General features: G+C 44.7%; 17 protein-coding genes. 12 read left to right on the top strand and 5 right to left on the bottom strand.

Translation table 11 applies throughout. From position 1 onward, the window contains the following. Positions 1–33 precede the first annotated feature (33 nt). From QME20_RS11440 to QME20_RS11430, 3 genes are all read left to right on the top strand, one after another. A complete protein-coding gene (locus tag QME20_RS11440) occupies positions 34–372 on the top strand; it encodes an MGMT family protein (RefSeq protein WP_014951444.1) in 339 nt (112 codons plus the stop codon). Positions 373–439: 67 nt separating this feature from the next. Continuing rightward, positions 440–1,639 (top strand): HD-GYP domain-containing protein, encoded by a 1,200-nt coding sequence (locus QME20_RS11435; RefSeq protein ID WP_049586384.1) that lies wholly within the window; start codon positions 440–442, stop codon positions 1,637–1,639. 350 nt (positions 1,640–1,989) lie between these two features. Further along, positions 1,990–2,631 (top strand): OmpA family protein, encoded by a 642-nt coding sequence (locus QME20_RS11430; protein ID WP_014951442.1) that lies wholly within the window; start codon positions 1,990–1,992, stop codon positions 2,629–2,631. A gap of 52 nt (positions 2,632–2,683) precedes the next feature. On the opposite strand, the gene QME20_RS11425 is transcribed toward QME20_RS11430, so the two are convergent. Further along, positions 2,684–3,151 (bottom strand): nuclear transport factor 2 family protein, encoded by a 468-nt coding sequence (locus tag QME20_RS11425; protein ID WP_281715962.1) that lies wholly within the window; start codon positions 3,149–3,151, stop codon positions 2,684–2,686. Positions 3,152–3,352: 201 nt separating this feature from the next. On the opposite strand from QME20_RS11425, the gene QME20_RS11420 reads away from it, so the two are divergent. After that, complete coding sequence (locus tag QME20_RS11420; RefSeq protein ID WP_049586385.1) at positions 3,353–4,522, top strand: heparan-alpha-glucosaminide N-acetyltransferase domain-containing protein; 1,170 nt, start codon at positions 3,353–3,355, stop codon at positions 4,520–4,522. A gap of 139 nt (positions 4,523–4,661) precedes the next feature. Here the strand turns inward: QME20_RS11420 and QME20_RS11415 are convergent, their stop codons facing one another. From QME20_RS11415 to QME20_RS11405, 3 genes are read right to left on the bottom strand one after another with little or no spacing between them, the layout of a single operon-like run. After that, complete coding sequence (locus tag QME20_RS11415; RefSeq protein ID WP_281715961.1) at positions 4,662–5,663, bottom strand: LacI family DNA-binding transcriptional regulator; 1,002 nt, start codon at positions 5,661–5,663, stop codon at positions 4,662–4,664. A 45-nt stretch (positions 5,664–5,708) separates the two neighbouring features. Beyond that, positions 5,709–7,316, bottom strand: a complete 1,608-nt coding sequence (locus tag QME20_RS11410; RefSeq protein ID WP_281715960.1) for an MFS transporter — start codon at positions 7,314–7,316, stop codon at positions 5,709–5,711. Between the two features lie 17 nt (positions 7,317–7,333). Further along, positions 7,334–8,671, bottom strand: coding sequence for a GH1 family beta-glucosidase (locus QME20_RS11405; protein ID WP_281715959.1), 1,338 nt, complete (start codon positions 8,669–8,671; stop codon positions 7,334–7,336). 524 nt (positions 8,672–9,195) lie between these two features. On the opposite strand from QME20_RS11405, the gene QME20_RS11400 reads away from it, so the two are divergent. From QME20_RS11400 to QME20_RS11380, 5 genes are all read left to right on the top strand, one after another. Then, complete coding sequence (locus QME20_RS11400) at positions 9,196–12,126, top strand: TonB-dependent receptor (RefSeq protein WP_014977831.1); 2,931 nt, start codon at positions 9,196–9,198, stop codon at positions 12,124–12,126. A gap of 143 nt (positions 12,127–12,269) precedes the next feature. Further along, entirely contained in the window at positions 12,270–13,943 is a 1,674-nt protein-coding gene (locus QME20_RS11395; protein WP_281715958.1) for a tryptophan halogenase family protein, read from the top strand. Next, positions 13,921–15,426, top strand: a complete 1,506-nt coding sequence (locus QME20_RS11390) for a tryptophan halogenase family protein (protein ID WP_168534006.1) — start codon at positions 13,921–13,923, stop codon at positions 15,424–15,426. Before QME20_RS11395 ends, QME20_RS11390 begins: the two co-directional genes overlap by 23 nt. Positions 15,427–15,717: 291 nt before the next feature. Further along, positions 15,718–17,058 carry a HipA domain-containing protein gene (locus QME20_RS11385; RefSeq protein ID WP_231514346.1) on the top strand — a complete coding sequence of 447 codons (1,341 nt, stop codon included), beginning with the start codon at positions 15,718–15,720 and terminating at the stop codon, positions 17,056–17,058. Next, positions 17,048–17,329, top strand: a complete 282-nt coding sequence (locus QME20_RS11380; protein ID WP_231514345.1) for a helix-turn-helix transcriptional regulator — start codon at positions 17,048–17,050, stop codon at positions 17,327–17,329. Before QME20_RS11385 ends, QME20_RS11380 begins: the two co-directional genes overlap by 11 nt. 98 nt (positions 17,330–17,427) lie before the next feature. Here QME20_RS11380 and QME20_RS11375 read toward each other — a convergent pair whose 3' ends face one another. Further along, complete coding sequence (locus QME20_RS11375) at positions 17,428–18,291, bottom strand: YicC/YloC family endoribonuclease (protein ID WP_014977829.1); 864 nt, start codon at positions 18,289–18,291, stop codon at positions 17,428–17,430. A gap of 301 nt (positions 18,292–18,592) precedes the next feature. On the opposite strand from QME20_RS11375, the gene rph reads away from it, so the two are divergent. Genes rph through tusA form a run of 3 tightly spaced genes read left to right on the top strand, consistent with a single transcriptional unit; the run spans position 18,593 to position 20,255 of the window. Further along, entirely contained in the window at positions 18,593–19,306 is a 714-nt protein-coding gene (gene rph / locus QME20_RS11370; protein WP_014951432.1) for a ribonuclease PH, read from the top strand. Between the two features lie 57 nt (positions 19,307–19,363). After that, positions 19,364–20,005, top strand: coding sequence for an orotate phosphoribosyltransferase (pyrE, locus tag QME20_RS11365; RefSeq protein ID WP_039228851.1), 642 nt, complete (start codon positions 19,364–19,366; stop codon positions 20,003–20,005). Beyond that, positions 19,995–20,255, top strand: a complete 261-nt coding sequence (gene tusA / locus QME20_RS11360; protein ID WP_014951430.1) for a sulfurtransferase TusA — start codon at positions 19,995–19,997, stop codon at positions 20,253–20,255. The genes pyrE and tusA overlap by 11 nt, the downstream gene beginning before the upstream one ends. Positions 20,256–20,336: the final 81 nt, after the last annotated feature.

Here is a 20,336-nt window from a genome sequence, read left to right as displayed (position 1 = left end):
CTAAGTAACTTAATAGATAGGATAATATACAACATGCCGAATGAAGCAGTACAATCTCGAGTAGAGAAAACGCTTTCTTTAGTGCCAGAGGGACAGGTAATAAGTTACGCCTTGCTCGCTGACCTGTGTGGATTACCCGGCAGAGCTAGAATGATGGGAAAGTGTTTAAGAGAGATAAATGCTGACTGCCACTGGCATCGCGTACTACGTGCTGACGGTAAAATTGCTTTTCCTGCTGGCTCTGATAAAGCGGATGAGCAGCGAGAGCGATTAGCAGAGGAAGGTGTGGTCGTTAAAAACTACCGAGTGAATATGACGAAGTTTGGTTGGAAGCCAGATTTACACACTATACTAGTAGAGTTAGAGTACTGAGCTTTCACTTTTTATATGAAAGCAGTTAGCAAATATATGGCGATTAATATAGTGCAGTGCATATAAGATGATAAAAAAGATTACTATTGATCAGTTAGTGCCAGGCATGTTTGTTCATCAAATTTTAGAGCAAAAAGGTGCGTTGAGGGTTACGAGCCAAGGCCGCGTTACGTCTGATGACGTGGTTAAAACACTTAGAAAGCGAGGTGTGAAAACCCTCGCCATTGATACAGATAAGGCGTTTAACGTTGAGCAACCTAGCTCATCGGCCACTGTGGAAAAGCACCAAAACTCGCCTTCTGATCAGCCGGTAAAATCAAAAAAAGTATCACTAGAAAATGAGCTGGTAAGAGCCGAAAAGCTTCACGAGCAAGGAAAGGCAATTCAAAAGTTGTTACTTGCCAATGTACAAAAAGAGACGCCTTTTGATGCGAGTATTCCCAAAGCATTTTCAAATAAGTTAGTCGAGTCGGTAGATAGAAACCCCGATGCGTTGCTTTGTCTAACTAAAATTCGAGAAAAAGACGACTATTTACTAGAGCATTCTCTGAACGTCGCTATTTTACTCGCCAATTTTGGCAAGTATTTAGGGATGTCTGAAGAAGAGGTGCAAGACCTTTCCTATGCTGGCTTTCTACATGACTTGGGCAAAATCAAAATTCCAGATGAAATTCTTCATAAGCCAGGCCGCCTCACAGACAGCGAAATGGAGATTATGAAAGGTCATGTAAAGCACGGGGTCGACTATTTAAAAAGTACGGAAATTGCGCAGCCACTGATTCAAGCGATTAGTGAGCATCATGAGCGATTGGACGGGTTAGGCTACCCTGCTGGGATCAAAGGTGAGGATATTAGTCAAGCAGGCCGAATGCTTGCCATTGCCGATATGTACGATGCACTCACCGCGGACCGGGTGTATAAGGCCGGTATGTCTAGCCAAAAGGCATTCTCTATTTTGATGAGTGATGCGCCAACGCGTCTTGACCAGTCGCTTGTTCAACAGTTTATAAAGTGTCTGGGCGTTTATCCCGTAGGGAGCCTCGTTCTATTGTCAAATGATAAATTAGCGATGGTGCTTGAACAGAGAGACTCCCCGCTTACGCCACTCGTAAAGGTTTTTTATTCGGTTCGCAGTAACCACTATCTAACGCCGAAAGATGTTGACCTATCATCGGATAAAACAATCAGTATCAACAAAGCCGTCATAGCGTCTGACTATAAGATTGATGTGAACGCATTCTTTGAGCGTTCAGTTTCAATAGGCTAAAACGTTACTTTTTAGCAACACAGTGTAGTATTTACACTGTGTACCAACGCATTTTTTCTTCTTTATTCCAACGTTCATTTAGCTAACGTTCAGGTTTGATGTCCTACAATCCTCTAAACATGAAGTGCTGTAGTGCCTTTGAGTGCTGATCTTTAGGAAAAGTTAAGCAGGAAGCGAACTCGTGGCGCTCAGATACTCGTTGTTGCTTATATACAGAATATTTGCCAGTGGAACGCTAATTGCTATCACAGTAGTTGTTTAATGCAAAACTAACACTGAGCTTATTGAGAGTGGCAATGGATAAATGCAACTCATCAATATTAAGCTTTTAATTGAAATAAGAGGAAGTTATGAAAAAGACTCTTGCTGTAAGTTTGATTGCTGCGTCACTAACGGTAGCAGGTTGCGCAACCGATCCGAATAATACGCAAAAAGGTGCCGCTATTGGTGCGGTAGTAGGCGCATTGCTGGGTAAAGCGACAGGTGATAACGACAAAAGTCGTTATGCATGGGGCGCTGCGGTAGGTGCAATCGCAGGTGGTGCGATAGGTAACTACATGGACAAACAGGAAGAAGAGCTTCGAAATGAGCTTTCTGATACTGGCGTTCAAGTTGTGCGAGAAGGCGATAATCTGCGATTGATCATGCCGGGCGACATTACCTTTGCTACTGACAGTTCTAGCATCAGCCCTAACTTCAATCCGGTTCTTCAAGACGTTGCCAAAGTCGTAAACAATTACGAAAAAACCGTTCTTATGATCAAAGGTCATACGGATGACACTGGCTCTGAGCAGTACAACCAGTCTTTATCTGAGCGTCGTGCAGGAGCGGTTAAGAATTTACTTATTAACTATTCCGTTAACCCGACGCGTATCACGACGGTAGGTATGGGCGAATACGCACCTAAAGTACCTAACAATAGTGCAGCAAACCGCTCGATGAACCGTCGAGTAGAGATGGAAATTCAACCACTCACACAGTCTAATACCTAAAGGTAGTTAAGACTTAAAGAGAAACAAAGGCCCCGTTACGTCGGGGCTTTTTTTATTGCATGGTTTTAATTTGATTAGCAAAGCTATCTGCAAGCGCGTTGGGGATAGGGATCGTTAAATGGTATTGGGTGACTTTCCACTTCGCTCCCTCTTTTATTAAGACACCCGTGCCTCGTGTTTCTCCCAGGCTTTCATTATCGAGCAGTTCATCGAACCAGGCTACATCGTGATTAGGGGAAAAATAGATATGCCTGTCTCGCGGGTGGTATGTCCATCCTCTGCCCTTGTCAAAGTGAGGTTTGGCATACGCCTTAAACGCTTCTTTGGTCCATACCTCAGATGCGTCGGTGCCAATAAAGATCGCGCTGTCGTGATACAAACCAAAATACTGCTCAAAGTCTGCAATAGACGCATTGTGATGTAGAGCATTAAGTGTCTGATTCACTGCGTCGCGGTCGTTGTTCGCAACGGCCGTCGTCGCAACAGCAAGCATGACCAGACCTAACAATAGATATTTCATAGTGACTCCGTTTTTCTTCTAGTATTTCTTATTATGCTGTTGAACGCATCATTAATATATTCGAAGCAAATAATTGCCACTGTTTACTGCAATGTTATAGCATTGGGTTAATCGTTTAACTATCGATGCTGTAAGTGGCTAAAACTACCGCTAAATTCTGAACGAAGTTGTGTTAATAGCAAATATTTCCTCCTTGATGTAATGGCTAAAATGTCCTCTAGTATTCAACGAAACCGTATTCGAAGCATCGATATGATGCGTGGCTTGGTCATGCTGATTATGCTTATCGATCACGTGCGAGAGCGCTTTTTTCTGCATTTGCAGGTATCTGATCCTATGGATATCGATACCACGTCACCTTCTCTATTTTTCACACGGTTAGCCGCCCATTACTGTGCACCCACATTCGTGTTTTTGACGGGGCTGTCTGCATGGCTCTATGCCAATCCAATGGACTCAGCGAATAAGGCCAAGCCGACACGCAATGTCAGAGAGTTCTTAATTAAGCGTGGATTGTTTATTTTGTTCTTAGAGGTCACATTTATTACGTTTAGCTGGGGAGCGAGTTTCCAAACGCTTTATCTTCAGGTGATGTGGGCCATAGGTATCAGTATGATTGCTCTGGCTGTATTGAGTTATCTTCCAAGAACTCTGTTGCTCATTTTAGGCCTCTTAATTGTCTTTGGACATAATGCACTAACGCCAATTAGCTATGTTCCACATGAAACAGGCTATACGCTTTGGACAATGCTGCACGATAGAGGATATATACTTCAGTCAGCCGCCCTAAACATTAAAGTGAGTTATCCCGTGCTTCCTTGGATAGGGGTAATACTGCTCGGTTATGCATGTGGGCCTCTTTACAGTCAACAGCTTGATAAAGCGCGACGCGGTCGGTGGTTGCTTGGTTTATTTGCAGTGTCGCTCAGCCTATTTTTCCTACTTCGCGGTTCAAATATTTATGGTGAGACCTTGCCTTGGGAGCTACAACAAAGTGCCATCACTACGTTGATGTCATTACTTAATTTGACTAAGTACCCCCCGTCTTTAGCATTTTTGCTCTTTACACTGGCCGGCATGTTTCTATTGTTGTTTGCTTTCGAGCGCGTTAAGGATACGCAGTTTGCGTTTCTTGACACCTTTGGCTCGGTCCCGATGTTTTTCTACATCCTGCATTTGTACGTATTGCTGGTGATGTACGGTATTGCATTCTTTATTTGGGGGGCGAATAAAGGAAAATACGTGGGCGTAGACCATATTTGGCAAATATGGTTAATAGCTGCTGGCCTTAGTTTAGTGCTTTATTTCCCTGTTAAATGGTTTAGCGCCTATAAATCAAAGCACCACGCCCCTTGGCTTAAATACTTGTAAGACAGGCCTTCGCGTCTATTGTGGGTCGTATCATCATTAAGGTGGATAGCAAAGTGCGCTATTGGAGCGAAAGGCACTTAATTGAAAGTTTTAATTAAGAGTTTAGATGAAGGTCGGTTTTCGACTTACCAGCTTGGCTTCATCCTTCATGTTTTACCGTAGATTCCCGAACAACCAAGGAAGGTTCGAAGTACAGCTGAACGTTATTAGCCTGACCATATACTTTATTAAGTATGTACTTGGCTGACATTTCAGCCATTTCCGCAATTGGGTTACTGACCGTGGTAAGACGAGGAAAAACATGGTGGGCAAATACCACGTCATCGAAACCGACTACAGACAAGTCGTGGGGAAGGCTCATTCCTAAATCTCTCGCGCAGCTTATCGCACCCGATGCCATCCAATCGTTGGCGCACACTAAAGCCGTGAAAGGTACATCGCGTGCCATGAGCTCTAACAAGCCAATTTTCCCGTCTTCTTCAGAATAGTCGCCGTTAAATATCAACTGTGGGTTTATGGGCAACCCTGCTTCAGATAAGGCGCGTTTATGTCCTTCCAAGCGCAAGCTCGCGTCACACTTGTCAGTCGGTCCAGAAATATATGCAATGTCTTTATGGCCTAGCTCGAGTAAGTGGCGGGTAGCCAGATATCCACCCTTTTCATTATCGAGGCTAGTACATGCCTCAGGTAGCCCTTCCACCTGTCTGTTAACCAAAGCTACAGGGAGTTTCGACTGATTTAACTCCAATAGATATTCATCGGATAACGCTTCGGCATGCATGATAAGTGCATCGCAGTTGCGGCTGATAAGGAACTCAACAGCATCTTTCTCGGTTTCAACACAGTTTTGTCCTACCGAAATAATGACATGTTTATCTGCAGCGCGCAGCGTTGACTCTACTGCCTGCATCAGATCGCCAAAAAACGGGGCGTTGAGTTCAGGTACAAGTACCCCGACGCTGTCAGTGCGGTTATTTGCCAATGAACGAGCGACAGAGTTTGGACGGTAATTTAGCTCTTTAACCGCTTTCTCTACGCGTTCTTTCAGTACTTTGTTTACCGAAGCCTTACCATTTAATACGCGGGATACCGTAGATAAAGAAACACCTGCACGCTCGGCAACTTGATAAATGGTGGGCACGTGATAAGACCTCGTTCTCTAAAACAATCACTTTAACTGACTGTATTATGCCGATATCGGCGGTTGTTCGCTACGTCGAGAGAGTAAAGCTTGTGTAACTTCTTTTTGTTTTTCGTCATTTAATGGGTACAGACAGATTAACGCCGCGCCAGCGAAGCCAAATAGCGCCGGTATCCAGCTCATTAAAGACTTCATACCTGGAAGCGTTTGATTAATTGTATTGATATCAAGACCGTTATAGCCATAGCTTCCTAATACCAACAAGACGAGCGCCCCTGCGAAACCTCCCCCCGTTTTTTGAACAAAAGAGCCTGCAGAGTAGACGAGTCCGGTGGCTCTTCGACCTGTCTTATATTCGCTGTAGTCTGCCGAGTCTCCTAGCATAGAGAAAAATAAGGTAGGCAATATGGCGGCAAAAAACTCTGCACTGCAACCTAGAATGAATATGGCGCTCACGCTTTTCTGAGGAACAAAATAAATGCCAGAGGTCAATACGCTACTTGCTAACAGCGCGATAATAAAGAGCTTCTTGCGACCAAACATAGCGGCTAATTTGGACGTTGCTAATGCGCCGAAAATCGACACCACCAGCAGCGAAATGAAAAAGTAGCCTGTGAGTAGCTCATTGCCCATGTAATATTTGAAATAGTAGGCAATAACGCCATATTTGATGCCATTAAACATCATGGTTAGAAAACCCATTCCTAACAAAATTAGCCAGGGTTTATTGGAAAGCAGGTCGATAATATCCTGCTGAGAACGGGTGTTCTCAGCTTCCGGTCGGCGAGTTAACCGTTTAATTGCAATAGTAGTAAGCGCTATAACAGTAATGAAGATTGCCCCAGTTAAAGCGTCTCGATAGTAAAAGAAGGCGGTTATTGCTGAAAGAGGAACGAGAATTAACGGTAGTTGCTTTCCCAAGTCGATGAGTTCAGATGTTAGTGAACGAGGAGCGGGCGCTACTTGGGTACCTGTCTCTGTTTTTGGAGCGTCCAGTTTAGTGTCTTGAGGCTTCGAAACCTGCTGCAACGTAACGCGCTCTTTCGTCGTAAAAACTGTTACACACATTAATATGACAAGCAACGTGGCAAACAACCACATGGTATATTGATACCCTACAGCAGTGTTCCCTTGGCCTAGCAAGTCCACCAGCATAGGCAAACATCCCATAACAAGCAGTCCACCAAAGAATGCCCCAGCAAAACGAAAGCCAGACAAACTTGTACGCTCTCTATCATCACTGGTCATCACGCCCATTAGCGCTGAGTACGGTACATTATTAACCGTATACGCTAAGGTTAGTCCGATGTAGGTCAGGTAAGCGTAAATGAGTTTGCCTGAATACGAGAGATCAGGTGTGGTAAAGCAAAGGACCATGAAAAGGCCAAGAAAAGGAGTGGAGCCTAATACCCAAGGGCGAAACTTTCCCATCTTAGTCTGGGTTCTGTCAGCAATCATTCCCATGATAATATCGGTCACACCGTCAGAAAGACGAACGACAAGAAATAGCATCGCAGCTGCAGCGGCTGTAATACCGAAAGTATCGGTATAAAATACCGCCAAATATGCAAGTGCGCCCCGCCAAACTAAATTGGCCGCAGCGTCTCCCATGCCATAACCCACTTTTTCTTTTAATGTCAGCTTATGGTTCATTGCTATTTCCACTGTTGTTATGTTCGACTTGCTATGAGCGCTTTATAAGCATTGGCGCTAAGTTTAAGCGTACGCTTTTGCGTTTCAAAATCCACATAAACTAGCCCAAATCGCTTTTCATATCCTTCCGCCCACTCGAAGTTATCAAGGAGGCTCCATGCGAAGTAACCACTCACTTCTACTCCATCAATCACTGCGTTGTGTACCATGTTTAAATGGGCATTGTAGTAATCAACCCGATCCACATCATTAACAAGACCATCTTTGAGTTCGTCTGCCATTGCAGCACCATTTTCAGTTATAAAAATGGGAGGGAGCGTATATCGTTCGTTTAATGAAGTAAGTAAATCATAAAGCGCTTTTGGATAGATTTCCCAACCAATATCGGTCAATGGACCTTGATGAGGATGCTCGAAATACAATGCGCCTTTCTCTTTGGGCGCAGAATAGTGTAATCGCGTGTAGAAATTTACCCCTAAGAAATCGATGGGCTGACAGATTGTCTCCATATCACCAGCTTCAACTGGTGGTCTATCCGCTTCATCTATATCAAATAACACTTCGGGGTAGCTTCCCTCCATTACAGGCTGCATATACCATTGGTTGATATAGTCATCTGCTTTGCGGGTGGCTAAGAGGTCTTCTTTCTTTTGTGTGGCGGGGTAGCATGGCGTAAAATTCAATACTATACCGGCTTCGCTATTTGGGACATTTTTTCTAAGCACCTTCATTCCAAGGCCGTGTGCTAGCAAAATGTGATGAGCCGCAGTTCTTCCGTATTTTCTACCCGTTCTGCCCGGGGCGTGTACGCCTATTTCATACCCTAAATAAGCACTGCAAAAAGGTTCATTGAACGTTGCATAGGAAAAAACGGACTCGCCTAACGCCTGCGTTATTTTGTCAACATAGTCTTCAAATGCAAAAGCAGTTTGTCGGTAAAGCCACCCACCCTTATCTTCCAGGTGCTGCGGGAGATCCCAGTGATAAAGGGTAACAAATGGCTTAATGCCTTTTGCATTTAACGCATCAACTAGCGTTTTATAAAAGGCAACGCCTTTTGGGTTTAGCTCACCTTCTTGAGTGATAACGCGCGGCCAAGAAATAGAGAAACGGTAAGCGTCTACATTTAAGTCTAACAAAATGTCGAAATCTTCTCTCCAGCGAGCAATATGATCACAGGCGACATCGCCATTGGAGTGATCAGCAATGGCTGAAGGCCGTTCACAAAATCTATCCCAAATACATTCGAGACGGTTATCGACATCCCCTTCTATCTGAAAACTTGACGTGGCAGTTCCATAAAGAAACGAATTTTTGAGTAAGGGACTGCCTGCGGGAAGCGAAATGCTGTTCATATGTTGATAACCTTTTTCTTACTGCACAAATTCTAAACGGTTGCTGGCAGTACAATGAATCTGAAATAACAAAGCGGTTTATAGCACAAATAAAAAACAAATAGAAAGCGCTTTCTCATATTTATGTCATTTTTACGTTAATGGAATTAAGCGAATGATAATATTTCTATGGCTATCACAGGAATCTAATAGAGCTTTGGTATTCTTGTAAATTATTGAATGTAATGGTTTATATTTTTTATGAGGAGTTTGGTGTTCTCCTATATAGTTGTTGTCTGTGAATTAATTGTAAAAAATGTGTTGATCTTAAACTTTTGTTGAATTAATGTTCGGAAAGCGCTTTCTTATGTCTGGGTGTTCTAGTTTCTCTTTGGGAAAGCCCTTTCTGGCAGCGCGTAAGGTTCACAACACACATAAAAGCCACTATTAAAGAGAGATAGACCGTGACACAAACAACACCAAATAAAAGCAAGATCGCAGCAAGTTTGTCATTGATACTCGGGACCGCTTTGAGTAGCGGCGTGATGTCATCTGCGACGGCGCAAGAAACAGAAAAAGACATAGAAGTTATTCAGGTATCAGGCATACGAAGTAGTGTTCAAGAGTCGATGGGTATCAAGCGTGACTCTGCTGGTGTTGTTGATGCCATCTCAGCAGAAGATATTGGTAAATTTCCTGATACCAACTTAGCAGAGTCACTACAGCGTATCACTGGTATTTCAATTAGTCGGAATAATGGTGAAGGAAGCCAAGTCACAGCGCGTGGTTTTGGACCTGACTTCAATATGGTAACGCTGAATGGACGTACGATGCCTGGTTCTGCGTTACCTGGTGGTGGCGGAGCAGCAAATTCTCGCGCCTTCGATTTTTCTGACCTTGCTTCTGAAAGTGTTAGAGCGGTTGAAGTGTACAAAACAGGTAGAGCGAGTATTGCAACTGGGGGGATTGGGGCTACGGTAAATATACGAACAGCACGTCCCTTTCAAGCATCTGACAATGGCATTACCGCAAGTGTAGGCGCAAAAGCACTGCATGATACGACTAACCGTGTAGGTGATGATGTTACGCCTGAAGTATCAGGCTTCATCAATTACCTCAATGATGACAATACCTTTGGCGTTACGTTTACCGGTTCATTCCAACAGCGCGACAGTGCTGCACAAGGTGCGTTTGTGAACGAGTGGCGCGTAAATCCATTTGATGGCACGGTGCCCCAATCACCTGATCCAGCGAACCCAGATAGCGGTGACCCAATTGTGCTGAACAACGCACCAGCCATGGGACAGCTTTTCGCCATTCCCTCAGATTTACGTTATTACATGGCAGACCGAGAGCGTGAAAGAACGAATGCACAGCTAACGTTCCAGTTTGCTCCTTCAGAAAAAATGACGGCCACGCTTGATTACACCTATTCAAAGCAAGACTTATACGAAGCTCGAGCCGAGCAATCGATATGGATGGATGATAGGTACTTCACCGAACTAACCTTTGATGATGAAACGGTAAAAACGCCAGTATTAATCACTCAGGAACGCCGAGATTTGCTACCTCGTGATCTAGGCTTGGCGCTTCAAGAACTAAACCAAGTCAACGAAAACAAATCGATCGGCTTAAACCTTGAGTACTTCGTAAATGACGAGCTAACTCTAGTCTTCGACCTTCATAATTCGACGGCGGAAGGACGCCCAGATGCGCCCTATGGAACGTGGACAAATCTTGGTTTAGGCGCAAACGTAGTTAAAGGGCAAGGTGTCGATTTCAGAGGTGACTTCCCTATTATGTTCGTCGATTTTGACGATGAAGCTCGTGATAATCTTAACGGTAATGGCGTGCTTGACCAAGATGATGTAGGTACATCGATATTGGACATGAATTTCTCGTCGCAAGACACCGAGATTACTCAAGCTCGTCTTGATGGCTCTTACGTTATGGATACCGGAAGCATTAACTTTGGTATTGAGTCACGCTCAATGGAGAGCACATCGCTCCAATCTCTAACCCGCCACACCATGGGCAACTGGGGAATTGAGAACCCGGGTGAGCTTCCTGCTGGTTCTTTAACACCGCTGGATTTGGCGAGTGAGTTTAGCGATTTCAATACTGAGGGGATGTTCTCTCAGGGCTTTACCGGTAGCGTTGCGCAAATTGGTGCATTTGCTGCTCAAGAATACGGTTTTGATTTTCTTGCCAACAACCCGTTTGCAACTAACCGTACTATTGAAGAAGACATAACTGCGGTTTATTTCGAATTGGATTTATCTGGCGAGTTAAACGGCATGGAGTACAACCTGTTGGCAGGTGTACGCTACGAAAATACCGATGTAACTTCAATTGCAAATATAAGTTTACCTAGCGGCATTGCGTGGGAAGGTAATAATGACTTCAACGTCCGCTTTGGAAGCGACATGGAAGATGTTGAAGTTGAATCAAGTTACGACCATGTACTTCCTGCATTAGATTTCGATATCGAAGTTGTTGAAAACATGATTGCGCGATTCTCTTACAGTAAGACAATAGCGCGACCCACGTACAACAACTTGAGCGCCGCTGCGACAGTATCGCCTCAAAGCGGGCCGACGATTCTTACTGACAGCATTACCGCCACCGCGAGTTCAGGTAACCCATCGCTAATACCATTAGAGTCAGACAACCTTGATCTTTCATTCGAATATTATTTCGATGAGACAAGCTATGTGTCGGTTGGTTTTTACGATAAGCGTGTTAAGAACTTTATCGGTAATGAACAAGTTGAAGAAAATATCTTTGGGTTGAGAGACGTTACCAATGGACCGCGTGCAGAGGCGGCTCGCGCTGAATTAGAGGCGCGTGGTATTCCAATTAATGACACGTCATTGTTTAACATGGTTGCTGCGATGGAAAACGGTATCGAGTATGACTCGTTGACTGACGAGCAGTTTGAGCAGCAATTCGATGTGCTGCCCAATAGCGAAGATCCGTTGATTACCTTCATTAACTCTAAACCTGTTAACAATAAAGCGGCAAATATTTACGGTTTCGAACTTGCTGCGCAGCACTTCTTTGGTGATAGCGGCTTCGGGGTACTGGCTAACTACACCACAGTGCAAGGTGATATTGGTTTTGATAATGACGCAAATCCGTCGATAACTCAGTTTGCCCTTGTGGGACTAAGTGACACAGCAAACCTCATCTTGATGTATGAGAAAGATGCTTTGCAAGCGCGTATTGCCTACAACTGGCGTGATAAGTTCCTTGATACAACCTCTCAGTACATTAATGAGCCGGGCTATACCGAAGACTATTCACAAATAGACTTCAATGTTTCTTACGACATCACTGAAGATCTTACGGTGTCATTTGAAGGGATAAACATCACAGATGAAAATATCCGTAGACACGGCAGAACAAGTGCTATGTTGTGGAAATTAGATGAGCTTGGTGCTCGCTATGCACTGGGAGTTCGCTACAAGTTTTAACGATTGGGGTGTGTTTACCCGCTAAAGTGCTTAGGGTTGCGCTTTAGCGGGTTTTTTTGTCATAGTGCTGTTTGAATAGTAACCAGAAAAACGACTGAACATGTTTGTAGAAGTACAGTGGGGCATATCGTGGTTCTTAACGTATGAGTGATAATGAAAGTCATTGCAGTATGCATCGGGTCGTCATTGTCGGTGGTGGTACGGCTGGGTGGCTTGCAGCAGGGATACTTGCCGCAAAACTAAGCGCGAATCACACCGTTACCTTGATAGAGTCACCCAACATCCCTTCTTTAGGTGTGGGCGAAGGCTCTTGGCCGTCACTGCGCGATACCCTTCTTGATATTGGTATTAGTGAAACGGAATTCTTAACGGTGTGTCATGGTGCTTTCAAGCAAGGCTCCAGCTTTGTTAATTGGCGTAAAGGCGGGCACTGCTATTATCATCCATTTACCGTTCCAACAGGCTACAACGAGCTCGATATTTATACATGTTGGAAATCAATCGCACCAAACACATCGTACGAAGATGCGTTTTCGTTACAAGCCGCCATGTGTGCCGCAGGCAAGGCGCCCAAGCAAATTGCTACGCCGGACTACGCCCATGTGCTCAATTACGGTTACCACTTCGACGCCACAAAACTTGCTGAGCTGTTAAAAAATCATTGCGTAGACAAGTTAAATGTCGCCCATGTCGTTGGTCATGTTGACAGTGTTCACTCTCATCAAAACGGAGATATTGAATGCGTATCAACAAAGGACGGGGAAAAAATAGTTGGCGATCTATTTATCGACTGCTCTGGCAGCAGCGGCTTGCTTATCAAGGAACACTTTAATATTCCCTGGGTACCGGTTAAGCGCACAATGCTCAACGATCGCGCCGTTGCGCTTCAAGTGCCTTATTCAAACGAAGATGCTGAAATAAAAAGTACCACAGTGGCCACTGCACAAACCTGTGGGTGGACGTGGGATATTGCGTTGCAGCACCGCCGAGGTGTAGGCCTAGTTTACTCTTCTCAATTCACAAACGAAGAGCAAGCAAAGCAGGTGCTGATTGACTACGTTCGTGAACGTTACCCTAGTGCACAAGATGCAGAGCTTTCTTTTCGTACACTCTCCTTTGAGCCTGGCTATAGATCACAGTTTTGGGTAAAAAACTGTTTGAGCTTAGGAATGTCTTCGGGGTTTGTTGAACCGCTTGAAGCATCAGCCATTGCCATGGTCGAACTTGGCTTACGTATGCTCTGTGAGGCTTTTCCGCAAAACAAAGCACACATGGAAATAGCCAGTAAGCGCTACAACTCGCGCTTTGCATATCGCTGGCAGCGCGTTATCGACTTTCTAAAACTACATTATGCTTTAAGCGATAGAGAAGAGCCGTATTGGTTAGCGCAAAGAGAGAAGGCGTCTATACCCGATTCTCTCGCTGAATTGCTTGAACTGTGGAAGTATCAAAGCCCTTCACGCTTAGATCTTATCGAGAACGAAGAGATTTTCCCCTCTGCTAGCTATCAGTATGTACTATATGGAATGGGCTTTTCTTCTTCTACATCGCCTTTACGGCTAAATGAAAAGCATAAGCGTAAAGCAGTTCGCATTCGCGAAACCTTACAACAAACTAAAAACGCTTATCTGCAGGGATTGCCGTCTAACAGAGTTTTGCTCAATGATATTGCAAAGCGCTACAACAATGAAAAACAACACGTGCCCTCGCATGCTCAACGTGAAAAGAACGAGCACGCTTCAGCTTCGAGTTGTAATGACATAAAAAATACTTCAGATAAAAAGGACGCCTCTTATGACCGTATTGGGTTTAGATAGCAGTAAAAATCAAACGCCCGTTAAGAACGTAGTCATTGCGGGTGGCGGTACTGCGGGATGGATGGCGGCCACAGCGCTGTCACGGCTTTTGGGTAAGTCAATAAACGTTACGTTAGTCGAGTCGAAAGATATTGGTATTGTAGGTGTGGGCGAGGCGACTATTCCGCCCATTAGAACATTTCACAAGTTGCTTGGCATCGACGAAAAAGCATTTATGCGTGCCACACAAGCCACGTTCAAACTGGGTATTGAGTTTGAAAATTGGCGTGAACAAGGTCATAGCTATATTCATTCTTTTGGTATAACCGGAAGAGAGTGTTGGGCTGGCGAGTTTCACCATTTTTGGCTGAGGGCTAAAGAATACGGATTTGGTGGTGAATTTGGTGATTATTGCCCGGAACTTATTGCCGCTAAACAGAGCAAGTTCGCCACATCAGAAGCCATGCCGCTTAACTTTGCCTATCATTTTGATGCTGTTGCCTACGGTCGATTTTTAAAGTCTTTAGCGTGTGATGCTGGGGTAACTCACAAGGAAGGAGATATAGAAAAGGTCGTAGTATGCCCGCAATCAGGCAACATCCAGTCCCTTCGATTAGCAAGCGATGAAGTCATAGATGGCGACTTTTTCATAGACTGTACAGGCTTTAAAGGGCTGCTTATTGAACAAGCCCTTCACACCGGTTACGACGATTGGCGACACTATCTTTTCTGCGATAGTGCGGTAGCTATGCAAACTGAGCTTACAGCCCCACCTGTGCCATACACCAAAAGTGTGGCACATCAGGCCGGTTGGCGCTGGCAAATACCTCTTCAAGAACGAATGGGTAATGGATTGGTATTTTGTAGCCGATTTATGAGCGATGAAGACGCCATCAATACACTTAAATCGCAGGTGACAGGCGCGCCCATTAATGAGCCGAGAGTGATTCGTTTTACTCCTGGAAAACGCAGGCGTGGTTGGAATAAAAACTGCGTGGCGCTAGGGCTATCCAGTGGCTTTATTGAGCCTTTAGAGTCGACCAGTATCCATCTAATCATGACTGGCCTTATACGCTTAATGCGCCTATTCCCTTTCGATGGCATAACCCAAAGCGCAATCGACGAATACAATAATAAGTTTGATAGCGAAATGTCGGCCATACTCGATTTTATTGTTATGCATTACAAGGTGACACAGCGCGAGGACAGCCCCTTTTGGCAGCAATGCCAACGCATGGAGATTCCGCCGTCACTTGAGCATAAATTGGCTTTATTTGCCGAGTCTGGCCGCGTGTTTTTAGATGACGGAGATATTTTCCGTGTTGACTCCTGGACCCAAGTATTAATGGGCCAAGGCATGACACCTAGCCAGTATCATCGTGTTGCCGATGAAATGAGTGAACAGTCACTTAAGCAGTTTATGGCAGGATTAAAGCAGCAGGTGGATAATCACGTAGCTAAACTCCCCTCGCACGAGGCCTTCTTAACACAGTATCTGAGATGAGTTATTAGAAGCGTTAGGTGTTGGCGGCAGGTAGCGCGTTAACGATGAACCAAGCAGATTCTAACTAAAGAGTTACCAAACACACTGCATCAGCACCATACCCAGCTAGAAGTCTGGGTTTAGTGCTATCTAAATTGGGAAAAACGCATACAAAGTACTGAAATAGATAATCCATTTTGTAGTTTACGGTAGTTTGTTACTGTAAATGATTGCTGCTTTGCAGTTAAACGGTAGAATTGTACCGAAATTCTGCTAATATTTAGTACTTAACGGTAATAAACTACTGGATAAATGATGCAAACAGTCACACTGCAATTATTTAATCAAGGTCAATGGTGGGATGCTGCTACTTTGTGTTTCTCTGATGAGCGGATCAATGCAAGTTGTTCGCTGTACTATGAGCATGAATATATTGTTAAGGTCGCAAGCTATGAGGTCAAAGATTGCTGGGCATGCTCCGTCAATGCACCTATCAGCATTGTTCCTAAAGACTACCCTCATTGGCCAGCTCTATTAGATGATATTTTGCCGGTGGGTAAGTCTCGAGATTGGTGGCTCAGTTATCTTAATGTCAGTCGCTCAGACGAGTTTCAGCAAAATTACGCACTGCTGACTAATGCTTGTATGTCGCCCGTTGGTAACTTAAGAATAAAAGAAGCCGTACCGACAGATGCTAATATCGACTCTCGCCGTTTTCCAATTGAGAACGTGATTTCATTGCAATATGACTTTTTAGAGTATGCTAATGAACAAGGCTCCGCAGTAGGAGGGGCGACAGGAGCTGGTGGTGTTGCCCCAAAACTGCTACTCATGCTTGAAGACGATAATGTTTTCATTGATGGGGACTTTGCAGGTAAGCCGTTGACCGCCACACCTTATTTAACCAAGTTTGCTAGAAATAGACGCTCAGCACGAGATAACAACATCTTAAAAGCTGAGGGCGTTTTTTATAAGGCTCTTTCGGAGATCCTGAAAGGTACCAATGTTTCCACCATCGATGTTGAAAAGTTAAAAACATTAGAAGATAAACAAAGTGGCCAAGCTAGTTTATGGCTACCTCGCTTTGACGTCCGCATAGAAAGTGGTGTGGCTAGTCGTATTGGGTTGGAAAGTATTTATTCAATCATTAATGCCGAACCTGGCAGCTATCAAGATCATTTTGATGTGATGGAGACGGTGTGGCAAAGAATAAAGTCTGCAACTCAAATGACGAAAAACGAATTTGCTAAGCAATATGTTGTGAGAGATTTTCTAAATATTGTCTTCGGTAACTCAGACAATCACGGCCGCAACATTTCATTTTTAAAATTTGACGGCGATATTTGTTTTGCACCTATCTATGATTTTGCTCCTATGAAAGCCGATGAAGAAGGCATAACCCGTTTATTTAAGTGGGGGCGAAGTTGCGAAGTAGGTGGGCACGTTAATTTTTTAATCATTGCAGAGCAGCTTTCAGATTTTTGTGAGCCTGATGAAATGATTTTATTTTTGCGGCAACTGGCAGAAAAACTAATCGACCTGCCTGAGAGGTTGAAAAGATTACATTGCCCAGATGAGATATTAAATTTTCCGGCGATTGGTTTTAGTAACACTAAAACTAAGTTAGTGGCAATGGGAGTCTATGATGGTTAGGTTGACGGGCGAACGACGAAAAGAAATTTTAGCTCAGCTTGAAAGTGATCTTGCGAACAATGTTATCGGCATAGGCGATCTAGTAAAGCAGGTTCGTACCCAACTTTATGGCATGACCCAAACACAGTACGCGAAATTTATTAAGGTGTCTGATAAAACATTGCGCGATATCGAGAAAGGGAATACCGATCCTCGCGTCTCGGTACTAAATAAAATTTTAGCGCCTGGTGGTTTTCAACTTTCTGTTCGATCAGTTCGCCGCGATATATAAAATTATCTTTGAGGTGCATCAACTCATGGGGTTTCATAAAAAATAAAAAAGCCCAGCATGGCTGGGCTTTAGCGGAGGCTTTTGGACTCCAACGGATATTACTCGATATTCTGAATTTGCTCGCGCATCTGCTCAATCAGGACTTTAAGTTCAACCGCCGATTGTGTGATGTCGGTGCTGATAGACTTTGAGCCCAACGTGTTCGATTCGCGGTTAAACTCCTGCATCATGAAATCAAGACGGCGGCCTACTGCTCCACCCTTTTTAAGGATATTACGGGTTTCCTTAACGTGAGCATTCAGACGGTCTAACTCTTCTGCCACGTCTACTTTTTGCGCCAGCATGATCATTTCTTGTTCAAAACGGCCTGCATCAAGTTCAACCTTTGCTTCTTCAAAGCGGGTTTGCACTTTTTCTCGCTGCCACACCATGATTTCAGGCATACGCGCGGCTACTTTTTCAGCTTCCACTTCTATAGCGTCAAGGCGCTGCGTGATCATACCTTTAAGGGCTTCACCTTCGGTAGCGCGGGCACTAATAAAATCGTTAAGAGCTTGGTCGAACGCGGCCATTACGTCAGCGTGGATGGCGTCCATATCGGCTTCTTCCGCTGCAATTACCCCAGGCCAGCGCAAAACGTCTAGTGGGTTAACCCCCGTGGATTGGCCATGGGATTGCACCCAGTCAGCGGCGTGAAGCACTTGCTTAGCCAACTCTTCATTTAAGCTTAGCTTAGTTACAGCAGCATCGTTGGCAGTAAAACGCAGCGCACATTCCACCTTACCTCGGGCTAGCTTTTTACGGAATCGTTCACGTAAAACCGGCTCCAATGAGCGAAACTGTTCCGGCAGGCGAAAGTAAGTTTCTAAAAAGCGTTGGTTGACCGAGCGTATTTCCCACACGGCTGAGCCCCACTCTTTTTTGGTTTCTACGCGTGCAAACGCTGTCATGCTGTAAATCATAAATATCCTTTAAATTTAACTGAAAGCCTGCAAAAACAACCCGAATGTCGTGTTGTATACGTGAATATCTACAGCAGGTTTTCTTGTATTTTGTATATTAGCGCACATTTACGTAATTCAATAAGCAAACATGTAAAGTTCGTTTTTAACGGCCGCGGGTATTGCGTTATACTTAGGCGCAATTTCGTAGCTACATCGAATTTATAGGTTTTGACCGCGAATTGGGCTTTCTATTCACATATCGCCAATAAAACCTGTAAAACGCTACCCTTTTTTAAGCACTTACGTTGTGGAGAACACTATGCGTCCAAGCGGCAGAACCGCCAGTCAAATTCGCCCTGTTACAATTACTCGCCAATACACTTGTCACGCAGAAGGCTCTGTTCTTGTAGAGTTTGGTAACACTAAGGTGTTGTGTAATGCGACGGTAGAAGAAGGTGTGCCACGCTTTATGAAGGGCCAAGGGAAAGGCTGGATTACAGCTGAGTACAGCATGCTTCCACGTGCTACTCATACGCGAAGCGGCCGTGAAGCGGCGCGCGGTAAACAAGGCGGCCGCACGTTAGAGATCCAGCGTCTAATTGCGCGTTCACTACGCGCAGCGGTAGATTTAAAACTTCTGGGCGAAAACACCATTACGTTAGACTGCGACGTTATTCAGGCCGACGGCGGTACGCGTACAGCGTCAATTACCGGTGCGTGTGTAGCTCTTGTTGATGCACTTACTTACATGCGTGCAAAAGGCATTATCAAAACTAACCCGCTTAAACATATGATTGCCGCCCTTTCAGTAGGTATTTACGAAGGTACGCCAATCGCTGACCTTGAGTACACCGAAGACTCTGAGGCAGAAACAGATATGAACATTGTAATGACCGAAACCGGCAAGCTGATTGAAGTTCAAGGTACTGCAGAGGGCGAACCGTTCTCGTTTGAAGAGCTTGACGAGATGCTGAAAATTGGTAAGCACGGTTTACGTGAATTGTTCGACATTCAAAAAGCGGCGCTAGCGTAAGCGAGTCATCGACACGTAGTTAGAACCAACGCGTAAATTAGAAATTAAGAGGTCATCATGAAAGCGTTTCAGCGTGATTTTATTGAGTTTGCCATTGAACGTGGCGTACTTAAATTTGGCGAATTCACTTTAAAGTCAGGCCGCGTTAGCCCGTACTTTTTCAATGCCGGTTTGTTTAATCGCGGTGGCGATTTGGCTAAGTTGGGGCGTTTTTACGCTGATGCGTTAATGGACGCAGGCGTTGCGTTCGATGTACTTTTTGGTCCAGCCTATAAGGGCATTCCTATTGCGACAACAACAGCCGTTGCATTGGCCGATAGCCACAAGCTTGATGTCCCTTATTGCTTCAACCGCAAAGAAGCGAAAACCCACGGTGAAGGCGGCAATCTAGTTGGCAGCCCACTAGAAGGTAAGGTTATGCTGGTGGATGACGTGATCACTGCGGGTACGGCTATTCGCGAATCGATGACCTTAATCGAGCAACAGCAGGCTAGCTTGTCTGGCGTGCTGATTGCGCTAGACAGACAAGAGCGCGGTAATGGCGAACTGTCAGCTATTCAAGAGGTCGAGCGCGACTTTGGCACTCAGGTTATCTCTATTGTATCGCTTGCCGATGTCGTGGCTTATCTGACCGAGAAAGGCGGGTTTGATAGCGAAATCAGCGCCATTAACACCTATCGTGAAAATTATGGCATCTGATTTTGACAGCGCATTTAGCGCGGCTAGTCAGCATTTAGATGCGCTAGGATTGCGTTGCCCAGAGCCAGTAATGATGGTGCGTCTGAATATTCGAAAGCTGGCCGATGGGGAAACTTTATCGGTCACGGCTGACGATCCCTCAACGGCCAGAGATATTCCTAGCTTTTGCCGCTTTATGGACCACACGCTGGTTGCGTCTCAAACCGAGACCATGCCTTACCAATACGTAATTAAGAAAGGGCGCGCTTGAGCGCCTTTTTTGTTTGCCCAGCGAAGCTGGCAAACCCGTCAGGTTGAAAGAAACCTGAATCACCCTGACTGAGGGGAAGAT

Source organism: Alteromonas sp. CyTr2, assembly GCF_947311905.1.
GTDB classification, from domain to species: domain Bacteria; phylum Pseudomonadota; class Gammaproteobacteria; order Enterobacterales; family Alteromonadaceae; genus Alteromonas; species Alteromonas macleodii.
The sequence above is the reverse complement of the archived record's forward strand: the minus strand, read 5'-3'. Positions and strand labels throughout refer to the sequence as shown.

Coding starts and splice junctions, on each gene's coding strand:
- QME20_RS11380 (WP_231514345.1), top strand. CDS start 17,048: ATGATGGTTAGGTTGACGGGCGAACGACGAAAAGAAATTTTAGCTCAG.
- QME20_RS11410 (WP_281715960.1), bottom strand. CDS start 7,316: ATGAACCATAAGCTGACATTAAAAGAAAAAGTGGGTTATGGCATGGGA.
- tusA (WP_014951430.1), top strand. CDS start 19,995: ATGGCATCTGATTTTGACAGCGCATTTAGCGCGGCTAGTCAGCATTTA.
- QME20_RS11440 (WP_014951444.1), top strand. CDS start 34: ATGCCGAATGAAGCAGTACAATCTCGAGTAGAGAAAACGCTTTCTTTA.
- QME20_RS11420 (WP_049586385.1), top strand. CDS start 3,353: ATGGCTAAAATGTCCTCTAGTATTCAACGAAACCGTATTCGAAGCATC.
- QME20_RS11430 (WP_014951442.1), top strand. CDS start 1,990: ATGAAAAAGACTCTTGCTGTAAGTTTGATTGCTGCGTCACTAACGGTA.
- QME20_RS11375 (WP_014977829.1), bottom strand. CDS start 18,291: ATGATTTACAGCATGACAGCGTTTGCACGCGTAGAAACCAAAAAAGAG.
- QME20_RS11425 (WP_281715962.1), bottom strand. CDS start 3,151: ATGAAATATCTATTGTTAGGTCTGGTCATGCTTGCTGTTGCGACGACG.
- QME20_RS11395 (WP_281715958.1), top strand. CDS start 12,270: ATGAGTGATAATGAAAGTCATTGCAGTATGCATCGGGTCGTCATTGTC.
- pyrE (WP_039228851.1), top strand. CDS start 19,364: ATGAAAGCGTTTCAGCGTGATTTTATTGAGTTTGCCATTGAACGTGGC.
- QME20_RS11405 (WP_281715959.1), bottom strand. CDS start 8,671: ATGAACAGCATTTCGCTTCCCGCAGGCAGTCCCTTACTCAAAAATTCG.
- QME20_RS11400 (WP_014977831.1), top strand. CDS start 9,196: ATGTCATCTGCGACGGCGCAAGAAACAGAAAAAGACATAGAAGTTATT.
- QME20_RS11390 (WP_168534006.1), top strand. CDS start 13,921: ATGACCGTATTGGGTTTAGATAGCAGTAAAAATCAAACGCCCGTTAAG.
- rph (WP_014951432.1), top strand. CDS start 18,593: ATGCGTCCAAGCGGCAGAACCGCCAGTCAAATTCGCCCTGTTACAATT.
- QME20_RS11385 (WP_231514346.1), top strand. CDS start 15,718: ATGATGCAAACAGTCACACTGCAATTATTTAATCAAGGTCAATGGTGG.
- QME20_RS11435 (WP_049586384.1), top strand. CDS start 440: ATGATAAAAAAGATTACTATTGATCAGTTAGTGCCAGGCATGTTTGTT.